This is a genomic window from Myceligenerans salitolerans (genome assembly GCF_017349295.1).
Taxonomy (GTDB): Bacteria; Actinomycetota; Actinomycetes; order Actinomycetales; family Cellulomonadaceae; genus Myceligenerans; species Myceligenerans salitolerans.
The window spans coordinates 119,435-133,965 of record NZ_JAFMPK010000027.1 but is presented as its reverse complement, the minus strand read 5'-3'; the positions used below and the strand labels follow the sequence as shown (position 1 = coordinate 133,965).

Genomic DNA, 14,531 nt, shown 5'->3' with positions numbered 1-14,531 from the left:
TAGGTTCACACTTGTGACTCCGTGGACCGACCTGCCTTCCCACCGCGCCTGGCTCGACGCAGAGTGCCGGCGCCTGCTCTCCTTCGGCCTGGGAGCGGGGCTGCCCGGCGGCGGAGCCGCGTACCTGGACGACGACGGGATCCCGGATCCCGCGCACGGCGTGCAGACCTGGATCACGTGCCGGACCGTTCACGTCTTCTCCCTGGGCGCCCTGCTCGGTGTCCCGGGATGCGGTGCCGTGGCCGACGCGGCCCTGGCCGGGCTCACCGGCCCGCTGCGTGACACCGTCCACGGTGGCTGGTACCGCGCTCTGGACGCCGGCGGCACGCCCGACGCCGACGGTGGCAAGTCGTGCTACGACCACGCCTTCGTGATGCTCGCGGCGTCCTCGGCCGCGCTGGCGGGACGGCCCGGCGGGACGGACCTGCTGGCCGAGGCGACCGGCGTGTACCTGCGGAAGTTCTGGGACGAGGACGCCGGCCGGCCGGTCGACACCTGGGACGTCGCGTTCACGGTGTGCGACCGGTACCGGGGCCTCAACGCGACGATGCACTCCGTGGAGGCGATGCTCGCGGTCGCCGACGCGGTGGACGCGCTCACGGCCGATCCCGCCACGCCGGCCGCGGCGGCTCTTCTCGAACAGGGCGACGGCGCCGCGTGGCGTGAGCGGGCGGCACGTGCCGTCGCCTTCGTGACGGAGCTGGCGGCCCGGTTCGACGGGCGGCTGCCCGAGCACTTCGGGCCCGACTGGACGCCGGACCTCGGGCTGAACCGCGACCGGCCCGACGACCGGTTCAAGCCGTACGGCGCCACACCGGGACACGGACTGGAGTGGGCCCGGCTGATCCTCCATCTGGAGGCGGCGACCGGGCCGGACGCGGGCCTGGTGGACACGGCGACCACGCTGTTCGACCGCGCGGTCGAGGACGCGTGGGCGACGGACGGCGCCGACGGCTTCGTCTACACCACGGACTGGGACGGCGAGCCGGTGGTGCGCACCCGCATGCACTGGGTGCTGGCCGAGGCGATCGGCGCGGCGGCCGCGCTGCACGCGCGGACCGGCGACGCACGCTTCGCGCGCTGGTACGCCCGGTGGTGGGACTACGCCGAGCACCACCTCATCGACCGCCGCCGGGGCTCGTGGCACCACGAGCTGGACGCGGACAACCGGCCCGCCGCCACGGTGTGGCCCGGCAAGCCGGACGTCTACCACGCCTTCCAGGTGACCCTGATCCCCCGGCTGCCGCTCGCGCCCACGCTCGCGGCGGCGCTGCGTGCGATGTGACGCGATTCCCACACCCTGAACTTATGCGGGGCCGCCAACAGGGCTACGCTGTACGCGATGTCTTGACGTCGAGACACTGGCCGGTATCGACGAGCGGCCCTCGACCGTGAGGCACACGCCGTCGGTCATCCGCTGCGTTTTCCACTCGACCAGGGACATCTGCCTAGCAGGCCCCTGCGATCGTGGAGCGCGCGCGGGGGCGAGACCGATGGAAGGACGCAGCAGGGTGGACCTGTTCGAATACCAGGCGCGCGACATCTTCGAGAAGCACGGTGTACCCGTGCTGGGCGGTGTCGTCGCGACGACGCCGCAGGAAGCTCGCGAAGGCGCTGAGAAGCTCGGCGGAGGCACCGTCGTCGTCAAGGCCCAGGTGAAGACCGGAGGTCGGGGCAAGGCCGGCGGCGTGAAGCTGGCCCACTCGCCGCAGGAGGCGGAGGCCAAGGCCGCCGAGATCCTCGGCATGGACATCAAGGGGCACACGGTCCACCGTGTGATGATCGCGGCCGGCGCGAAGATCGCGGAGGAGTACTACTTCTCGATCCTGCTGGACCGCGCGAACCGCAACTACCTGGCCATGTGCTCCGTCGAGGGCGGCGTGGAGATCGAGCAGCTCGCCGTCGAGCGGCCCGAGGCGCTCGCCAAGGTCGCCGTCGACCCGCTGACCGGGATCGACGAGGCCAAGGCCGCCGAGATCGTGGACGCCGCCGGCTTCGCCGACGATGTCAAGGGCAAGGTCGCCGAGACGATCCAGACGCTGTGGACCGTCTTCACGAACGAGGACGCGACGCTCGTCGAGGTGAACCCGCTGGTCAAGACCGAGGACGGCGCGATCGTCGCGCTGGACGGCAAGGTCACGCTCGACGAGAACGCGTCGGAGGTGCGCCACCCCGACCACGCCGAGCTCGAGGACAAGGCCGCCACCGACCCGCTCGAGGCCAAGGCCAAGGCGAACAACCTCAACTACGTCAAGCTCGACGGCGAGGTCGGCATCATCGGCAACGGCGCGGGCCTGGTCATGTCGACGCTCGACGTCGTGGCCTACGCCGGCGAGAAGCACGGCGGCGTCAAGCCGGCGAACTTCCTCGACATCGGCGGCGGCGCGAACGCCGAGGTCATGGCCAACGGCCTGGACGTCATCCTCGGCGACGAGCAGGTCAAGGCCGTGTTCGTGAACGTCTTCGGCGGCATCACCGCCTGCGACGAGGTCGCCAAGGGCATCGTCGGCGCGCTCGACCTGCTGGGCGACCACGCGACCAAGCCGCTCGTGGTTCGCCTCGACGGCAACAACGTGGACCTGGGCCGCGAGATCCTCGCCACGCGCAACCACCCGCTGGTCACCCTGGCCGACACCATGGACGGCGGCGCCGATCTGGCCGCTGCCAAGGCTGCCTCCCCGGCCGCCTGAGCCCCGCGACGACGCCACAGAGAGCAGAGACTGACTGACATGTCCATCTACCTGAACAAGGACAGCAAGATCATCGTCCAGGGCATCACCGGCGGCATGGGTGCCAAGCACACCGCCCTGATGCTCGACTCCGGCGCGCAGATCGTGGGCGGCGTGAACGCCCGCAAGGCCGGCACGACGGTGCAGCACAAGGACCACGAGGGCAACGACGTCACCCTTCCGGTGTTCGGCACGGTCAAGGAAGCCATGGCCGAGACCGGTGCCGACGTGTCGGTGCTGTTCGTGCCGCCGGCGTTCACCAAGGACGCCGCCATCGAGGCGATCGACGCGGGCATGCCGCTGATCGTGGTCATCACCGAGGGCGTGCCCGTGCAGGACTCGGCCGAGGTCTTCGCCTACCTGCAGGGCAAGGGCACCCGGATGATCGGCCCGAACTGCCCGGGCATCATCACGCCGGGCGAGTCGCTCGCCGGCATCACCCCGCACACCATCACGGGCAAGGGCCCGATCGGTCTCGTGTCGAAGTCCGGCACGCTGACCTACCAGATGATGTACGAGCTGAAGGACTTCGGGTTCTCCACCGCCATCGGCATCGGCGGCGACCCGGTCATCGGCACCACGCACATCGACGCGCTCGAGGCCTTCGAGAACGACCCGGAGACCAAGGCGATCGTGATGATCGGGGAGATCGGCGGCGACGCCGAGGAGCGCGCCGCCGCGTACATCAAGGAGCACGTCACCAAGCCGGTGGTCGGCTATGTCGCGGGCTTCACCGCCCCCGAGGGCAAGACCATGGGCCACGCGGGCGCCATCGTGTCCGGCTCCGCCGGCACCGCGGCCGCCAAGAAGGAGGCGCTCGAGGCGGTGGGCGTCAAGGTCGGCAAGACCCCGTCCGAGACCGCCGACCTCATGCGGGAGATCCTGCGGGCCCTCTGAGCCCCGCGCTTCCCTGCCCGCGTGCCGGGCTGGTCCGTCCTGTGGTGACCGACCGGCCCGGCACGGTTTCGCCTCCCACGGGCGGTATGTGCCCGACGTCTCACCGTGCGGCGCCGACGCGCCGGGCGCGGTTGCCCCCGGCGGCGCTCCGCCACGGGTGAGTATGGCGGGGTGAGTGCACCAACCCGGGGTCGAACCGTGTCCCGGTCCCGTCCCGCCTCCCGTCCGCGTCCGGAGGCCCGCCCGCGGACGGTCGACCCTGCCGGCCCGCCGGCCTCCCCGCTCGCCGGCCGTGTCGCGGACGCGGTCTCCGGGCTCCTCGTCGCCGTCCAGGCCGCCGCTCTCTCGCTCGCCGTCATCGTCCTTCCCGCGCTCGTCGCCTATCTCGCCGCCGCGGCGTCCGGTGCCGCCCCGGACGGCCAGGACTGGCGCACCCCGGTCGGGATCGCCTCGGGCATCTGGCTGCTGGGGCACGGTGTCCCGGTGACGGCGTCGGGCGCGACCGTCACGCTCGTCCCGCTCGGCCTCACCGTGCTCGCGCTGTTCACCTGCTACGCCACCACGCGTCACGCGGTGCGGGCGTCGGCACGCACGTGGGCGTTCGCGACGGGCTGCTACGCCGTGGCCACCACCGTGGTCGCCGTGGCCGCCCCGGGTGCCACCGTCTGGTCGGTGCTCGCGGCCCCGGTGGCCGGTGCCGTCGTCGGCGGTCTCGGGTTCGGCGGGGGAACGCTCGCCCGCGGCGGCCTGCCGTCGCCGGCCGAGCTGGGAGCGGGTCTCGACCGCCTCGTGCGCGGCTGGTGCCCGCCGACGTTTCGCCTCGGCGCGCGGGCCGGCGTCGTGGCCGTGGCATCGCTGGGTGGTGCGGCCGCCCTCCTCGTCGGCGTGTGGGCGGTGGCCGGCCGGGCGACGTCGTCGGACATCATCCGCGCGCTCGACCCGGGCTGGGCGGGCGGGATCGTGCTCGCGGTCGCACAGCTCGCGCTGCTGCCCGATCTGGTCCTGTGGGCGATGTCCTGGCTCGGCGGCTCCGGATTCGCCGTCGGGACGGGAACGAGCTTCACGCCGTTCGGTGTGGATGCCGGTCCGTTGCCCGCGGTACCGCTGCTCGCGGCACTGCCGGGCCAGGACTGGACCGGCGGATTCGGCTGGACGGCACCACTGGTCGTCGTGGCCTGCGGAGCGGTGGGCGGCTGGTTCGCGTGGCGGGGCCTGGAGCCCGGTGAGCCCCGTCTCCGCGACGTCGCGCTCGCCCTCGGCGGTCTCGCGGCGACGGCGGCGTCGCTGGTGGGCATGCTGCAGGGGGCGGCATCGGGCGCGGCGGGCACGGACCGGCTGTCCGACGTCGGTGCGACGCCCTGGCTGACCGCGCTGCTGATCGCGGGCGAACTGCTCGTGGGCGCGACCGCGGTACTCCTGCCTCGGCACCTCGCGAGCCGGCCCCGGGCAGGAACGTAGGATCACGCTGTGCAGACTCCGTCCGGCCACGCGATAGACGCCACCTCCGCCTCGCGGCTCGTCGTTCTCGCCTCCGGCGGGGGATCCAACCTCGCGGCGCTGCTCGCGGCGCACGACGACCCCGCCTACGGAGCGCGGGTCGTCGGGGTGGTGACCGACCGGCCCGGCGCCGGCGCGCTCGACCTGGCGCACGCCGCGGGCGTCCCGTCCGCCGTGGTGGCGATGAAGGACTTCGACGACCGCGCCGCGTGGAACGAGGGAGTCGCGCAGGCCGTACGAGTCTTCCGGCCGGACTGGGTGGTGCTGGCCGGGTTCATGCGCGTCCTCGCACCGCAGTTCGTCCGCCGCTTCGAGGGGCGGATCCTCAACACCCACCCGGCGCTGTTGCCCTCCTTCCCCGGTGCGCACGGTGTCCGCGACGCGCTCGCACACGGGGTCCGCATCACCGGCTGCACCGTGCACCTCGTGGACGACGGCGTCGACACCGGCCCGATCCTCGCCCAGGCCGCCGTCCCGGTGCACGACGGCGACGACGAGCCCACCCTGCACGAGCGCATCAAGAGCGCCGAGCGGGCCCTGCTGGTGGAGACGGTGGGCCGGATCGCACGCGAGGGTCTGTACGTCGCCGGAAGGCACGCGACGATCGGGGGATGAGCGCCCGGACCCGATCTGGGTCACGTCTTGATCAAGATTGCCCCAGGCGCTCGTCGGACGCGCCGTGCCGACGGGAGTTGTCGTTAGCGTGAGGGACCGATTGGTCAGAGTGCCCCCGAGAGCGAGGAAAGGTCGTATGGCTGTCGACCAGCAGGCAACCGCATCCGACGAGCAGGAGGTGCCCGGGCGAAGGAGACTCATCTCGGCACCCAGGGTCTTCTATCCGGCAGCCGGGCTACTCCTGCTGTTCGTGCTCGCCACGGCGATCTTCCCCGAATGGATGGGAAGCTGGATCAGCGTGGCGAACTCGAGCGTCGTCGCCGAGCTGGGCTGGTGGTACATCGGGGTCGTCGCGTTCTTCGTCTTCTTCTCGATCTGGCTCGCCGTGTCACCGATGGGCGCCATCGTGCTGGCCCGGGACAACGATGACGAACCGGATTTCTCCCTCGGCTCCTGGTTCGCGATGCTCTTCGCGGCCGGCATGGGCATCGGTCTCGTCTACTGGGGCGTGGCGGAGCCCTTGAGCCACTACGCCTCGGTCCCACCGGGAGAGGCCGGCGCCACCGCGGCGCTCGCGGCGAAGTCCGCCATGAACGTCACCTTCCTGCACTGGGGCCTGCACGCCTGGGCCATCTACGTCGTCGTCGGTCTCGCCGTCGCGTACTCGGTGCACCGGCGGGGCAACCCGATCTCCATCCGCTGGGCTCTGTACCCGCTGCTCGGCGACCGGATCCGGGGCTTCTGGGGTGACGTCATCGACGTGATCGCCATCCTCGGCACCCTCTTCGGTGTCGCGACGTCGCTCGGCATCGGCGTCAGCCAGATCGGCGCGGGCCTCGGCTACCTCGGCGTGGTCGAGCTGGACGACGCCGGCAACCCGGCCAGCTGGCTGCTGATCGGCCTGATCATCGTCATCACGGCGATCGCGCTCGTGTCCGTCGTCACGGGCGTGGACAAGGGCATCAAGTGGCTGTCGAACATCAACATGGGCCTGGCGATCGCGCTCGTGGTCTTCATCCTGGTGGTCGGCCCCACGGTGTTCATCCTCAGCGACTTCCTCACGCAGATCGGTTCGTACCTGACGAACTTCTTCGCGCTGACGTTCAACGCGCGCCCGTTCACCGAGGGTGGCAAGGAGTGGCTGGGCGGCTGGACGACGTACTACTGGGGCTGGTGGATGAGCTGGGCACCCTTCGTGGGCGTGTTCATCGCGCGCATCTCCAAGGGCCGTACCGTCCGCGAGTTCGTGTTCGGCGTGCTGCTGGTGCCGACCATCGTCACGTTCCTGTGGTTCTCCGTGCTCGGCGGCAGCGGCCTCTACCGTGAGCTGTTCGGCGAGGGCGGCATCGTCGACGCCGACGGCCTGGTGAACTCGAACACCGCGCTGTTCCAGCTGCTGGACGGTTTCCCGCTCGCCGCGGTGACGAGCACCGTCGCGGTGATCCTCATCGTGGTCTTCTTCGTCACGAGCTCCGACTCGGGATCGTTCGTGGTCGACATGCTGGCCTCCGGCGGCGACCCGAACCCGCCCGTGTGGAGCCGGGCGTTCTGGGCCGCGATGGAGGGTGCGATCGCCGCCGTCCTGCTCTGGGTCGGGCTCAGGGCGGCGGAGGCCGGCCTCGACGTCAGTCCCCTCGGCGCGTTGCAGACGATGGCGATCCTGCTGGCGCTGCCGTTCAGCATCGTGATGCTGATGATGTGCTTCGCCACCGCGAGGGCTCTCCTGCGGGAGAACAAGCTCCGTGAGCGTGAACAGCGGCGCTGGTACGCCGGCCAGATCGCGAAGGACATCTACGACCTCGAGAACGGCGGCAGGGCCAAGGCCCGGAACAAGGGCAGGGGCAGGTAGCGGCCGCCCTACCGCCCCGACTGCCTCCCGCCGTCGGGGCGGTAGGGTTCGTGGTGGTCGTGACTGGCGAGGGTGGGGTACCACCGGGGAGCGGCCCGGCCGTCGACGGCCACCGACCCGTGATGCGCACCGCCCGCCTGGGTGCCAGGGTTTTCCGCGAAGCCACATTACGAGGAGACCTTCCATGTCCGGCGTCCCGACCGCTCCCGATGCCCAGCTCGCCGACGACTCGCAGCGCCCGGTCCGCCGGGCGCTGCTGAGCGTGTACGACAAGACCGGCCTGGTGGAGCTCGCCACCGCGCTCCACGGCGAGGGCGTCGAACTCGTCTCCACCGGTTCCACGGCACGGCACATCGCCGACGCCGGCGTTCCCGTGACCCCGGTCGAACAGCTCACCGGCTTCCCCGAGTGCCTCGAGGGACGCGTCAAGACGCTTCACCCCCGCGTGCACGCCGGCATCCTCGCCGACACCCGCAAGCAGGACCACCTCGACCAGCTCGCGGACCTGGACATCGCGCCGTTCGAGCTCGTCGTCGTGAACCTCTACCCGTTCGCGGAGACCGTGGCCTCGGGCGCGGAGCCGGACGCCGTCGTCGAGCAGATCGACATCGGCGGGCCGTCCATGGTCCGTGCGGCGGCGAAGAACCACCCCAGCGTCGCCGTCGTCGTCGACCCGTCACGATACGATGACGTCGTCGCCGCGGTCGCGGCGGGCGGCTTCACCTTCGCCCAGCGCAAGGGGCTCGCGGCCGCCGCGTTCGCCCACACCGCGGAGTACGACGTCGCGGTCGCCAACTGGTTCGCGACCGCGTACGCCGGGACCGAGGACGGCTGGCCCGACTTCACCGGCGGGGCCTGGACCAAGCAGGCCGTCCTGCGCTACGGCGAGAACCCGCACCAGGAGGCCGCGCTGTACTCCGACGGCCGCGGGGTCGGGCTCGCCGCGGCCGAGCAGCTGCACGGCAAGGAGATGTCGTACAACAACTACGTCGACACGGACGCCGCACGCCGCGCCGCGTACGACTTCACGGAGCCGGCGGTCGCGATCATCAAGCACGCGAACCCGTGCGGTCTCGCGGTCGGCGGTGACATCGCGCAGGCGCACGCGCGGGCGCACGCCACCGACCCGGTCTCCGCGTACGGCGGTGTGATCGCCGCGAACCGGCCGGTCTCGGTCGCGATGGCTGAGCAGGTGGCCGACGTGTTCACCGAGGTCATCGTGGCTCCCGGGTACGAGGACGGGGCCGTCGAGGTGCTCGCCCGCAAGAAGAACCTCCGCATCCTCGTCGCCGACCGACCCGGTGGCGAGCTGCCCGCCGAGACGCGGCAGATCAGTGGCGGGCTGCTCGTGCAGCTGCGCGACACCTTCCAGGCGGACGGCGACGACGTGGCCTCCTGGACGCTCGCCGCGGGGGCGGCCGCCGACGAGGCGACGCTCGCCGACCTCGAGTTCGCCTGGCGGGCCGTGCGGGCCGCCAAGTCGAACGCGGTCCTGCTCGCGGCCGACGGCGCCGCGGTCGGTATCGGCATGGGGCAGGTGAACCGCGTCGACTCCTGCCGTCTCGCGGTGGAGCGGGCCAACACGCTCGCCGGGGGAGCGGAGCGGGCGCGGGGTGCCGTCGCCGCGTCCGACGCCTTCTTCCCGTTCGCCGACGGTCTCCAGGTGCTGCTCGACGCCGGTGTGCGTGCCGTGGTGCAGCCCGGCGGGTCGGTCCGTGACGCGGACGTCGTCGAGGCGGCGAAGGCGGCCGGTATCACGATGTACTTCACGGGCACCCGCCACTTCGCCCACTGAGGGGACGGGGCAGCCTCAGAGGACCGCGTCCCGGAGCCGCACCGCCGGGTCGACGATCTTCTCCAGATCGACGACCAGCGGTTCCGGCCGGTTCATGAGCTTGCGGACCTGGCCGACCTCCCGTGGCGAGTCCACGAGCAGCACGGCGCGCACGTGTGCGACGTGGTGCCCCTGGTCGGTCACCTTCGGGTTCCGGTGCAGGCTGTGCTCGACGTAGAAGGCCGCCCAGCGTTCGTCGCCCGAGGGGTCACCCCGGAGGGCCACCTCCTCGAACGGTGACGGCACGCCGAAGAGTGCCAGGTCGTGGCCGAGCTGCCGGCTGAACACGTACGGCGCGTGGGAGCGCAGGGGGGCGAGGCCGAGCCGCGCGCGCACGGGCTCGGGGTCGGCGGGGCGTTCGTCGACACCGAGCAGGGCCCGTGCCGTGGGCTCGGGGTCGTGCAGTGCCGCGGACCAGTGACCGCCGGGTACCGGGCCGAACACCGGGTGGTCGCGCGTCGCGATGTCGCCGACCGCCCAGACCCGTTCCAGCGCGTCCGCGTGCAGCCGGCCCGCCGGGTCGCCCGGCATCGAGATCCCGAGGAAACGGCCCGCGCGGTTCACCCGGAGACCGCCCCGGGCGTCGAGCGGGAGCGACCCGCGCAGCCAGTGCGACGCGGGCCGGGCACCGACCGCGGCGAGCACCAGATCCGCGCCGAGGTGCTCGCCCGAGGCCGTGCGGACGCCGTCGTCGGACACCTTCTCGACCGGGGCATCCGTCACCAGCCGTACTCCCGCCGCGTCGTACCACGGCACGAGGTGCGCACCGACCGTGCCGCCCAGCTGTCGCTCGAGGGGTGCGGCGCCCGCCTCCACGACGGTCACCTCGGCGCCGGCTCCGGCGGCGACGCCGGCCACCTCGGCGCCGATCCAGCCGGCTCCGACGATCACGACGCGCATGCCGGGGCCGATCGCCGCCCGGAGCGCCTCCGCGTCCCGGAAGGTGTGCAGCACGGTGGCCGCCTCCCAGCCAGGTGGTACGACCGGCTCGGCACCGCAGGCCAGAACGACGGCGTCGGAGGACACCGTGTCCGACGAGGCCACCTCGGTGACGACGCCGTCCCGGGAGACCGCCAGGCGGGTGGCAGGGTCGTCCCACCGCACGTCGTCGGCCAGTGCGGAGAGGTCGATCCCGAGGTCGTCCGAGATCCAGAGCGGCTCGGTGCGGCTCAGCAGCTCCTTGGACAGCGGCGGGCGGTCGTAGGGTGGCACGCCCTCCGCGCCCAGGACGGTCAGATGTCCGGTGAAGCCGTGCGAGCGGAGCGCGGCGGCGGTCTGCGCGCCGGCCAGACCGGCACCGATGATCGCGATGGACCGGGGCATGGACGACGGCATGGACTCACCGTATCGCTCTGACAACCCTCTGTTGACTTCATGGTGTCGGCGATGTCCGGGCACAGGGGTTCCCATCGACGTCGTCTCCCGGGCAAAGCGTCGGCCAGGCTGGTTGCAGCCTGATCACGCCGGTCCAGACCTGTCCGATTCGCCGGTAAGCTCTCCGGCGTGGACCTCAGCAGCACCCCGGCAGGCAGCGAGTCCCACCCCGGGCAGACCGGAGGAGGCACCGCGACCCTCGTCGCGCCTGACTGGCAGTCGGCCGTGGACGAGGCAGGCTGGAACGACGGCACGCCGGCGCGTGCCGGGCACCGTCCGGCCGAGGAGGATCCATTGGACGCCGACCACCCGTCGCGCAGGAGTACCCGCGCGGTCTGGTGGCTGCTCGCCGGCGTCGTGCTCTCCCTCCTGCTCGGTCTCGTGGTCGGCGGGCGAGCGGGTTCCCTCGGGATCGCGGTGACGCTCGCGGTCGCCGGAACCTTCCGCGCGGTGCTGCGTGGTCCGGGCCCGGCCGGCCTGGCGATCCGCACCCGGAGTCTCGACGTCGTCATGTACATGACCGCGGCCGTGATGATCGGCGTCCTGGCGGTCGTGGCGCCGATCGACTGACGTCGGACCCGCCGTCACCGGTCGGCGCCCTCCAGGCTTCCGGTCACCGGATCATCCGACTCCACGATGCACGCGACCTTGCGGTCCCCTTCCTCCCAGCTCTCCTGGGACGGCGCGACGGGCCAGTAGGTCAGCTCGGACGCCGCCCACGCCTCGCCGACGAACTCGTCGAACTTCGGGTAGCAGTACGCGTCGGCGGCCTCCCAGAGCTGTGACTGGGTCGGTGCGTCGCGCGACCCCTCCTGCGCGTCGCCGCCCACGGAGTCGTCCAGCCACGTCACGCCGAAGACCTCGCCGTGGTGCGGCTCCTCGCACGACACCACGGGGATCCAGTAGAGGATCGAGACGCCGTCGATCTCCTCGGTGTCCAGGCAGTCCCCGCTGTCCAGGTCGACGGGCCTGGTCCGCGACGGGTCCTCCGTCGTCGCCTGTCCCTCCGTCGCCCACCATTCCGCGATGCCCTCGCCCTCGGTGGTACCGGGCGTCGGGAGCACGGCCGGCGGAGATCCGGAGGGTGCCGACGGGGCACCCGGGTCCGTCGCCCCCGAACGCTCCGGGGCCGGCGGCGTGATCCCGGCCGCCTGCGCGAGAGCGGGCGGGACGTACGCCGACGCGTCGACGGGGAGCCAGGCGGGAGCCATGACGACCGCCGTGGCCGAGCCCGCCAGCAGCACGGTACCGGTGCAGATGGCGGCCACGGCGAAGCCGAGGGCGCGACGGGAGGCACGTCGTGCCGCCTCGAGGCGGCTCGTCGCCGCGTGTCGTGCGGCGCGGACCGCCTGGACCAGCGCCGGTACGGCCAGCGGCCAGAACAGGAGGAAGGCCGCGACCACCCAGCCGGTTCGGGCGGAGACATGGGCGTCGGCGGATTCCGTGTCGTCGGTCCCGGCGTCGCCGGCTTCCTCGGGCTCGATGGGGGGTTTCTGGGCCACGACGCGAGATGGTATCGGCATGGCCTGGCAAGTCACCTCGGACGGACACCGTGGGAACGGCCGAGGCAGCGGATCCGCTGGGATCCGCTGCCTCGGGGGGAGAGCTTCAGTCCGACTTCTTGTCCGCGGCGGCGGTGTCGTCGTCGTCCGCGGTGCCCGTGCGGTCGTCGTCCACGTCGTCGTCCACGTCGTCGTCCGCGTCATCGGACTCGTCGTAGGCGGCGTCCTCCGGGGACTCCTGCGGGCCGAAGGCGACCGCGAAGAGGGCGGCGATCGCGGCCCCCACGAGCGGAGCGACCCAGAACAGCCAGACCTGGCCGCTCACGCCGCCCCAGTCGTTCGCGAAGACGGCCGCGACCGTCGAGCGCACGGGGTTCAGGCCCGCGCCGGTCACGGGGTAGGCGACGACGGTGAGGGCCGCCAGGCCGAAACCGCCGGCCGCCGCCATGGCGGCGCGGTTCCTCGTGCCGACGGCCAGGGCGATACCGGCCAGCGCGGCGGACGCGAGAAGCTCGACGATGCCCGCCTGGAGCATCTCGAACGTCGCGCCGCCCTGCGAGAGCGTGTACAGGGGCGAGAAGTCTCCCCAGCCGTTGGCGCCCTGGGCGTAGAGGCCGTAGTTGTCCTCCTTGCCGAGCAGCTCGTAGAGCTTGTCGGGAAGCGTCCCGAAGAGCAGGCCGCCCGCGGCGAAGCCGCCGACGAGCTGTGCGATCCAGTACAGCGGGACCTCGGCCCAGCGCACCCGGCCGGCGATGGCCTGGGCGAGCGTGATCGCCGGGTTGAACCAGCCGCCGGACACGTGGCCGACCGCGATCAGCGCCGCCGCGTACGCGAGGCCACCGGTCAACGCGACGCCGATGGCGCCCGACTGGTTGAGGAAGCTGTACACGCCGATGCTCAGCACACCGAGGACGAGGACGAAGGAGCCGAACGCCTCGGCGAGCACGCGGGAGAGGGTCCCGGAGCCGGAGGTCTCGGCGGGGGCGTCGAGCGCGCCGTCGGGCACGGCGTACGCGTTGGCCATGAGAGATGATCCTTTCGGGTGGCGCACGCGGGTGCGTGCCGGGTTTCCGGGGAGCATCTTGCCAGCAATCACCTGAAGATGACCTGAACGCGGCGAGTTCGGGCCATGGTCACGACTTTGCGAAGAATTTCGCGTGGGTACTGGGCACGGCCGTCGGTTCGATGCGAGAGTGGGCCCATGACTGAACCCGTGAACGTCACCGTCACCGGAGCCGCTGGCCAGATCGGGTACGCGCTCCTCTTCCGCATCGCCGCGGGGGAGATGCTCGGCGCGGACGTACCGGTCCGGCTCCGCCTCCTGGAGATCCCCGCCGCGGTCAAGGCGGCCGAGGGGACGGCGATGGAGCTGGACGACTGCGCCTTCGGCACACTGGCCGGCGTCGACATCTTCGATGACCCGGTCAAGGCGTTCGAAGGGGCGAACGTCGCCCTCCTGGTCGGGGCCAGGCCGCGGGGAGCCGGCATGGAGCGGGCCGACCTGCTCGAGGCCAACGGCGGGATCTTCGGTCCGCAGGGCCGGGCGATCAACGACGGAGCGGCCTCGGACGTCAAGGTGCTCGTGGTCGGGAACCCCGCGAACACGAACGCGCTCATCGCGTCCGCGCACGCTCCCGACGTGCCGGCGGAGCGGTTCACCGCGATGACCCGGCTCGACCACAACCGCGCGCTCTCCCAGGTGGCCGCTCGTACCGGCACGCCGGTCAGCAGGATCAGCGGGCTGACGATCTGGGGCAACCACTCCGCGACGCAGTACCCGGACCTGTTCCACGCCACCGTGGGCGACACGCCAGGATCCGAGGTGGCCGCCGACCGCGAGTGGCTGACCGGCACGTTCATCCCGACGGTCGCCAAGCGTGGTGCGGCGATCATCGAGGCCCGCGGGGCGTCGTCGGCGGCGTCCGCGGCCAACGCGGCGATCGAGCACGTGCGGGACTGGACGCTCGGCACCCGGGAGGGCGACTGGACGAGCGCGGGCGTGTGCAGCCACGGCGAGTACGGCGTGCCGGAGGGTCTGGTGTCCTCGTTCCCGGTGACGTCCGCCGGCGGAGACTGGCAGATCGTCGAAGGGCTGGAGATCGACCCGTTCTCCCGGGAGCGGATCGACGCGTCCGTGGCCGAGCTCGCGTCGGAGCGCGACGCGGTGAGGTCCCTTGGCCTGATCTAGCGATCACCCGGGGCGCCGGATGTGAGGCTCCTTACCCGATGTCTCG

At 72.0% G+C, this 14,531-nt stretch carries 12 protein-coding genes; 9 read left to right on the top strand and 3 right to left on the bottom strand.

Annotation, left to right across the window (positions count from 1 at the left end; translation table 11 throughout):
• The first annotated feature begins 13 nt into the window (after positions 1-13).
• From J0911_RS05980 to purH, 7 genes are all read left to right on the top strand, one after another.
• Positions 14-1,285 carry an AGE family epimerase/isomerase gene (locus tag J0911_RS05980; protein ID WP_207274552.1) on the top strand — a complete coding sequence of 424 codons (1,272 nt, stop codon included), beginning with the start codon at positions 14-16 and terminating at the stop codon, positions 1,283-1,285.
• Positions 1,286-1,511: 226 nt separating this feature from the next.
• Positions 1,512-2,690, top strand: coding sequence for an ADP-forming succinate--CoA ligase subunit beta (gene sucC, locus J0911_RS05975; RefSeq protein ID WP_207274551.1), 1,179 nt, complete (start codon positions 1,512-1,514; stop codon positions 2,688-2,690).
• 39 nt (positions 2,691-2,729) lie between these two features.
• Complete coding sequence (gene sucD, locus J0911_RS05970) at positions 2,730-3,626, top strand: succinate--CoA ligase subunit alpha (RefSeq protein ID WP_207274550.1); 897 nt, start codon at positions 2,730-2,732, stop codon at positions 3,624-3,626.
• Between the two features lie 171 nt (positions 3,627-3,797).
• Positions 3,798-5,084, top strand: a complete 1,287-nt coding sequence (locus J0911_RS05965; RefSeq protein WP_207274549.1) for a cell division protein PerM — start codon at positions 3,798-3,800, stop codon at positions 5,082-5,084.
• A 9-nt stretch (positions 5,085-5,093) separates the two neighbouring features.
• On the top strand, positions 5,094-5,738 hold the full coding sequence (gene purN, locus J0911_RS05960; RefSeq protein ID WP_207274548.1) for a phosphoribosylglycinamide formyltransferase: 645 nt from the start codon (positions 5,094-5,096) through the stop codon (positions 5,736-5,738).
• 136 nt (positions 5,739-5,874) lie between these two features.
• A complete protein-coding gene (locus J0911_RS05955; protein WP_207274547.1) occupies positions 5,875-7,587 on the top strand; it encodes a BCCT family transporter in 1,713 nt (570 codons plus the stop codon).
• Between the two features lie 184 nt (positions 7,588-7,771).
• Positions 7,772-9,382 (top strand): bifunctional phosphoribosylaminoimidazolecarboxamide formyltransferase/IMP cyclohydrolase, encoded by a 1,611-nt coding sequence (gene purH / locus J0911_RS05950; RefSeq protein ID WP_207274546.1) that lies wholly within the window; start codon positions 7,772-7,774, stop codon positions 9,380-9,382.
• A 15-nt stretch (positions 9,383-9,397) separates the two neighbouring features.
• Here purH and J0911_RS05945 read toward each other — a convergent pair whose 3' ends face one another.
• Entirely contained in the window at positions 9,398-10,756 is a 1,359-nt protein-coding gene (locus tag J0911_RS05945) for an NAD(P)/FAD-dependent oxidoreductase (protein ID WP_207274545.1), read from the bottom strand.
• A gap of 168 nt (positions 10,757-10,924) precedes the next feature.
• Here J0911_RS05945 and J0911_RS21015 point away from each other — a divergent pair, with 168 nt between their 5' ends.
• The gene (locus tag J0911_RS21015; RefSeq protein ID WP_207274544.1) at positions 10,925-11,365 is read left to right on the top strand and encodes a DUF3017 domain-containing protein; all 441 of its coding nucleotides are present in this window, start codon (positions 10,925-10,927) and stop codon (positions 11,363-11,365) included.
• A 14-nt stretch (positions 11,366-11,379) separates the two neighbouring features.
• On the opposite strand, the gene J0911_RS05935 is transcribed toward J0911_RS21015, so the two are convergent.
• A complete protein-coding gene (locus J0911_RS05935; protein ID WP_207274543.1) occupies positions 11,380-12,297 on the bottom strand; it encodes a septum formation family protein in 918 nt (305 codons plus the stop codon).
• A gap of 106 nt (positions 12,298-12,403) precedes the next feature.
• Positions 12,404-13,321, bottom strand: coding sequence for an MIP/aquaporin family protein (locus J0911_RS05930; protein WP_207274542.1), 918 nt, complete (start codon positions 13,319-13,321; stop codon positions 12,404-12,406).
• A gap of 177 nt (positions 13,322-13,498) precedes the next feature.
• Between J0911_RS05930 and J0911_RS05925 the strand changes: the two genes are divergently transcribed.
• On the top strand, positions 13,499-14,485 hold the full coding sequence (locus J0911_RS05925) for a malate dehydrogenase (protein ID WP_207274541.1): 987 nt from the start codon (positions 13,499-13,501) through the stop codon (positions 14,483-14,485).
• The last annotated feature ends 46 nt before the right edge of the window (positions 14,486-14,531 follow it).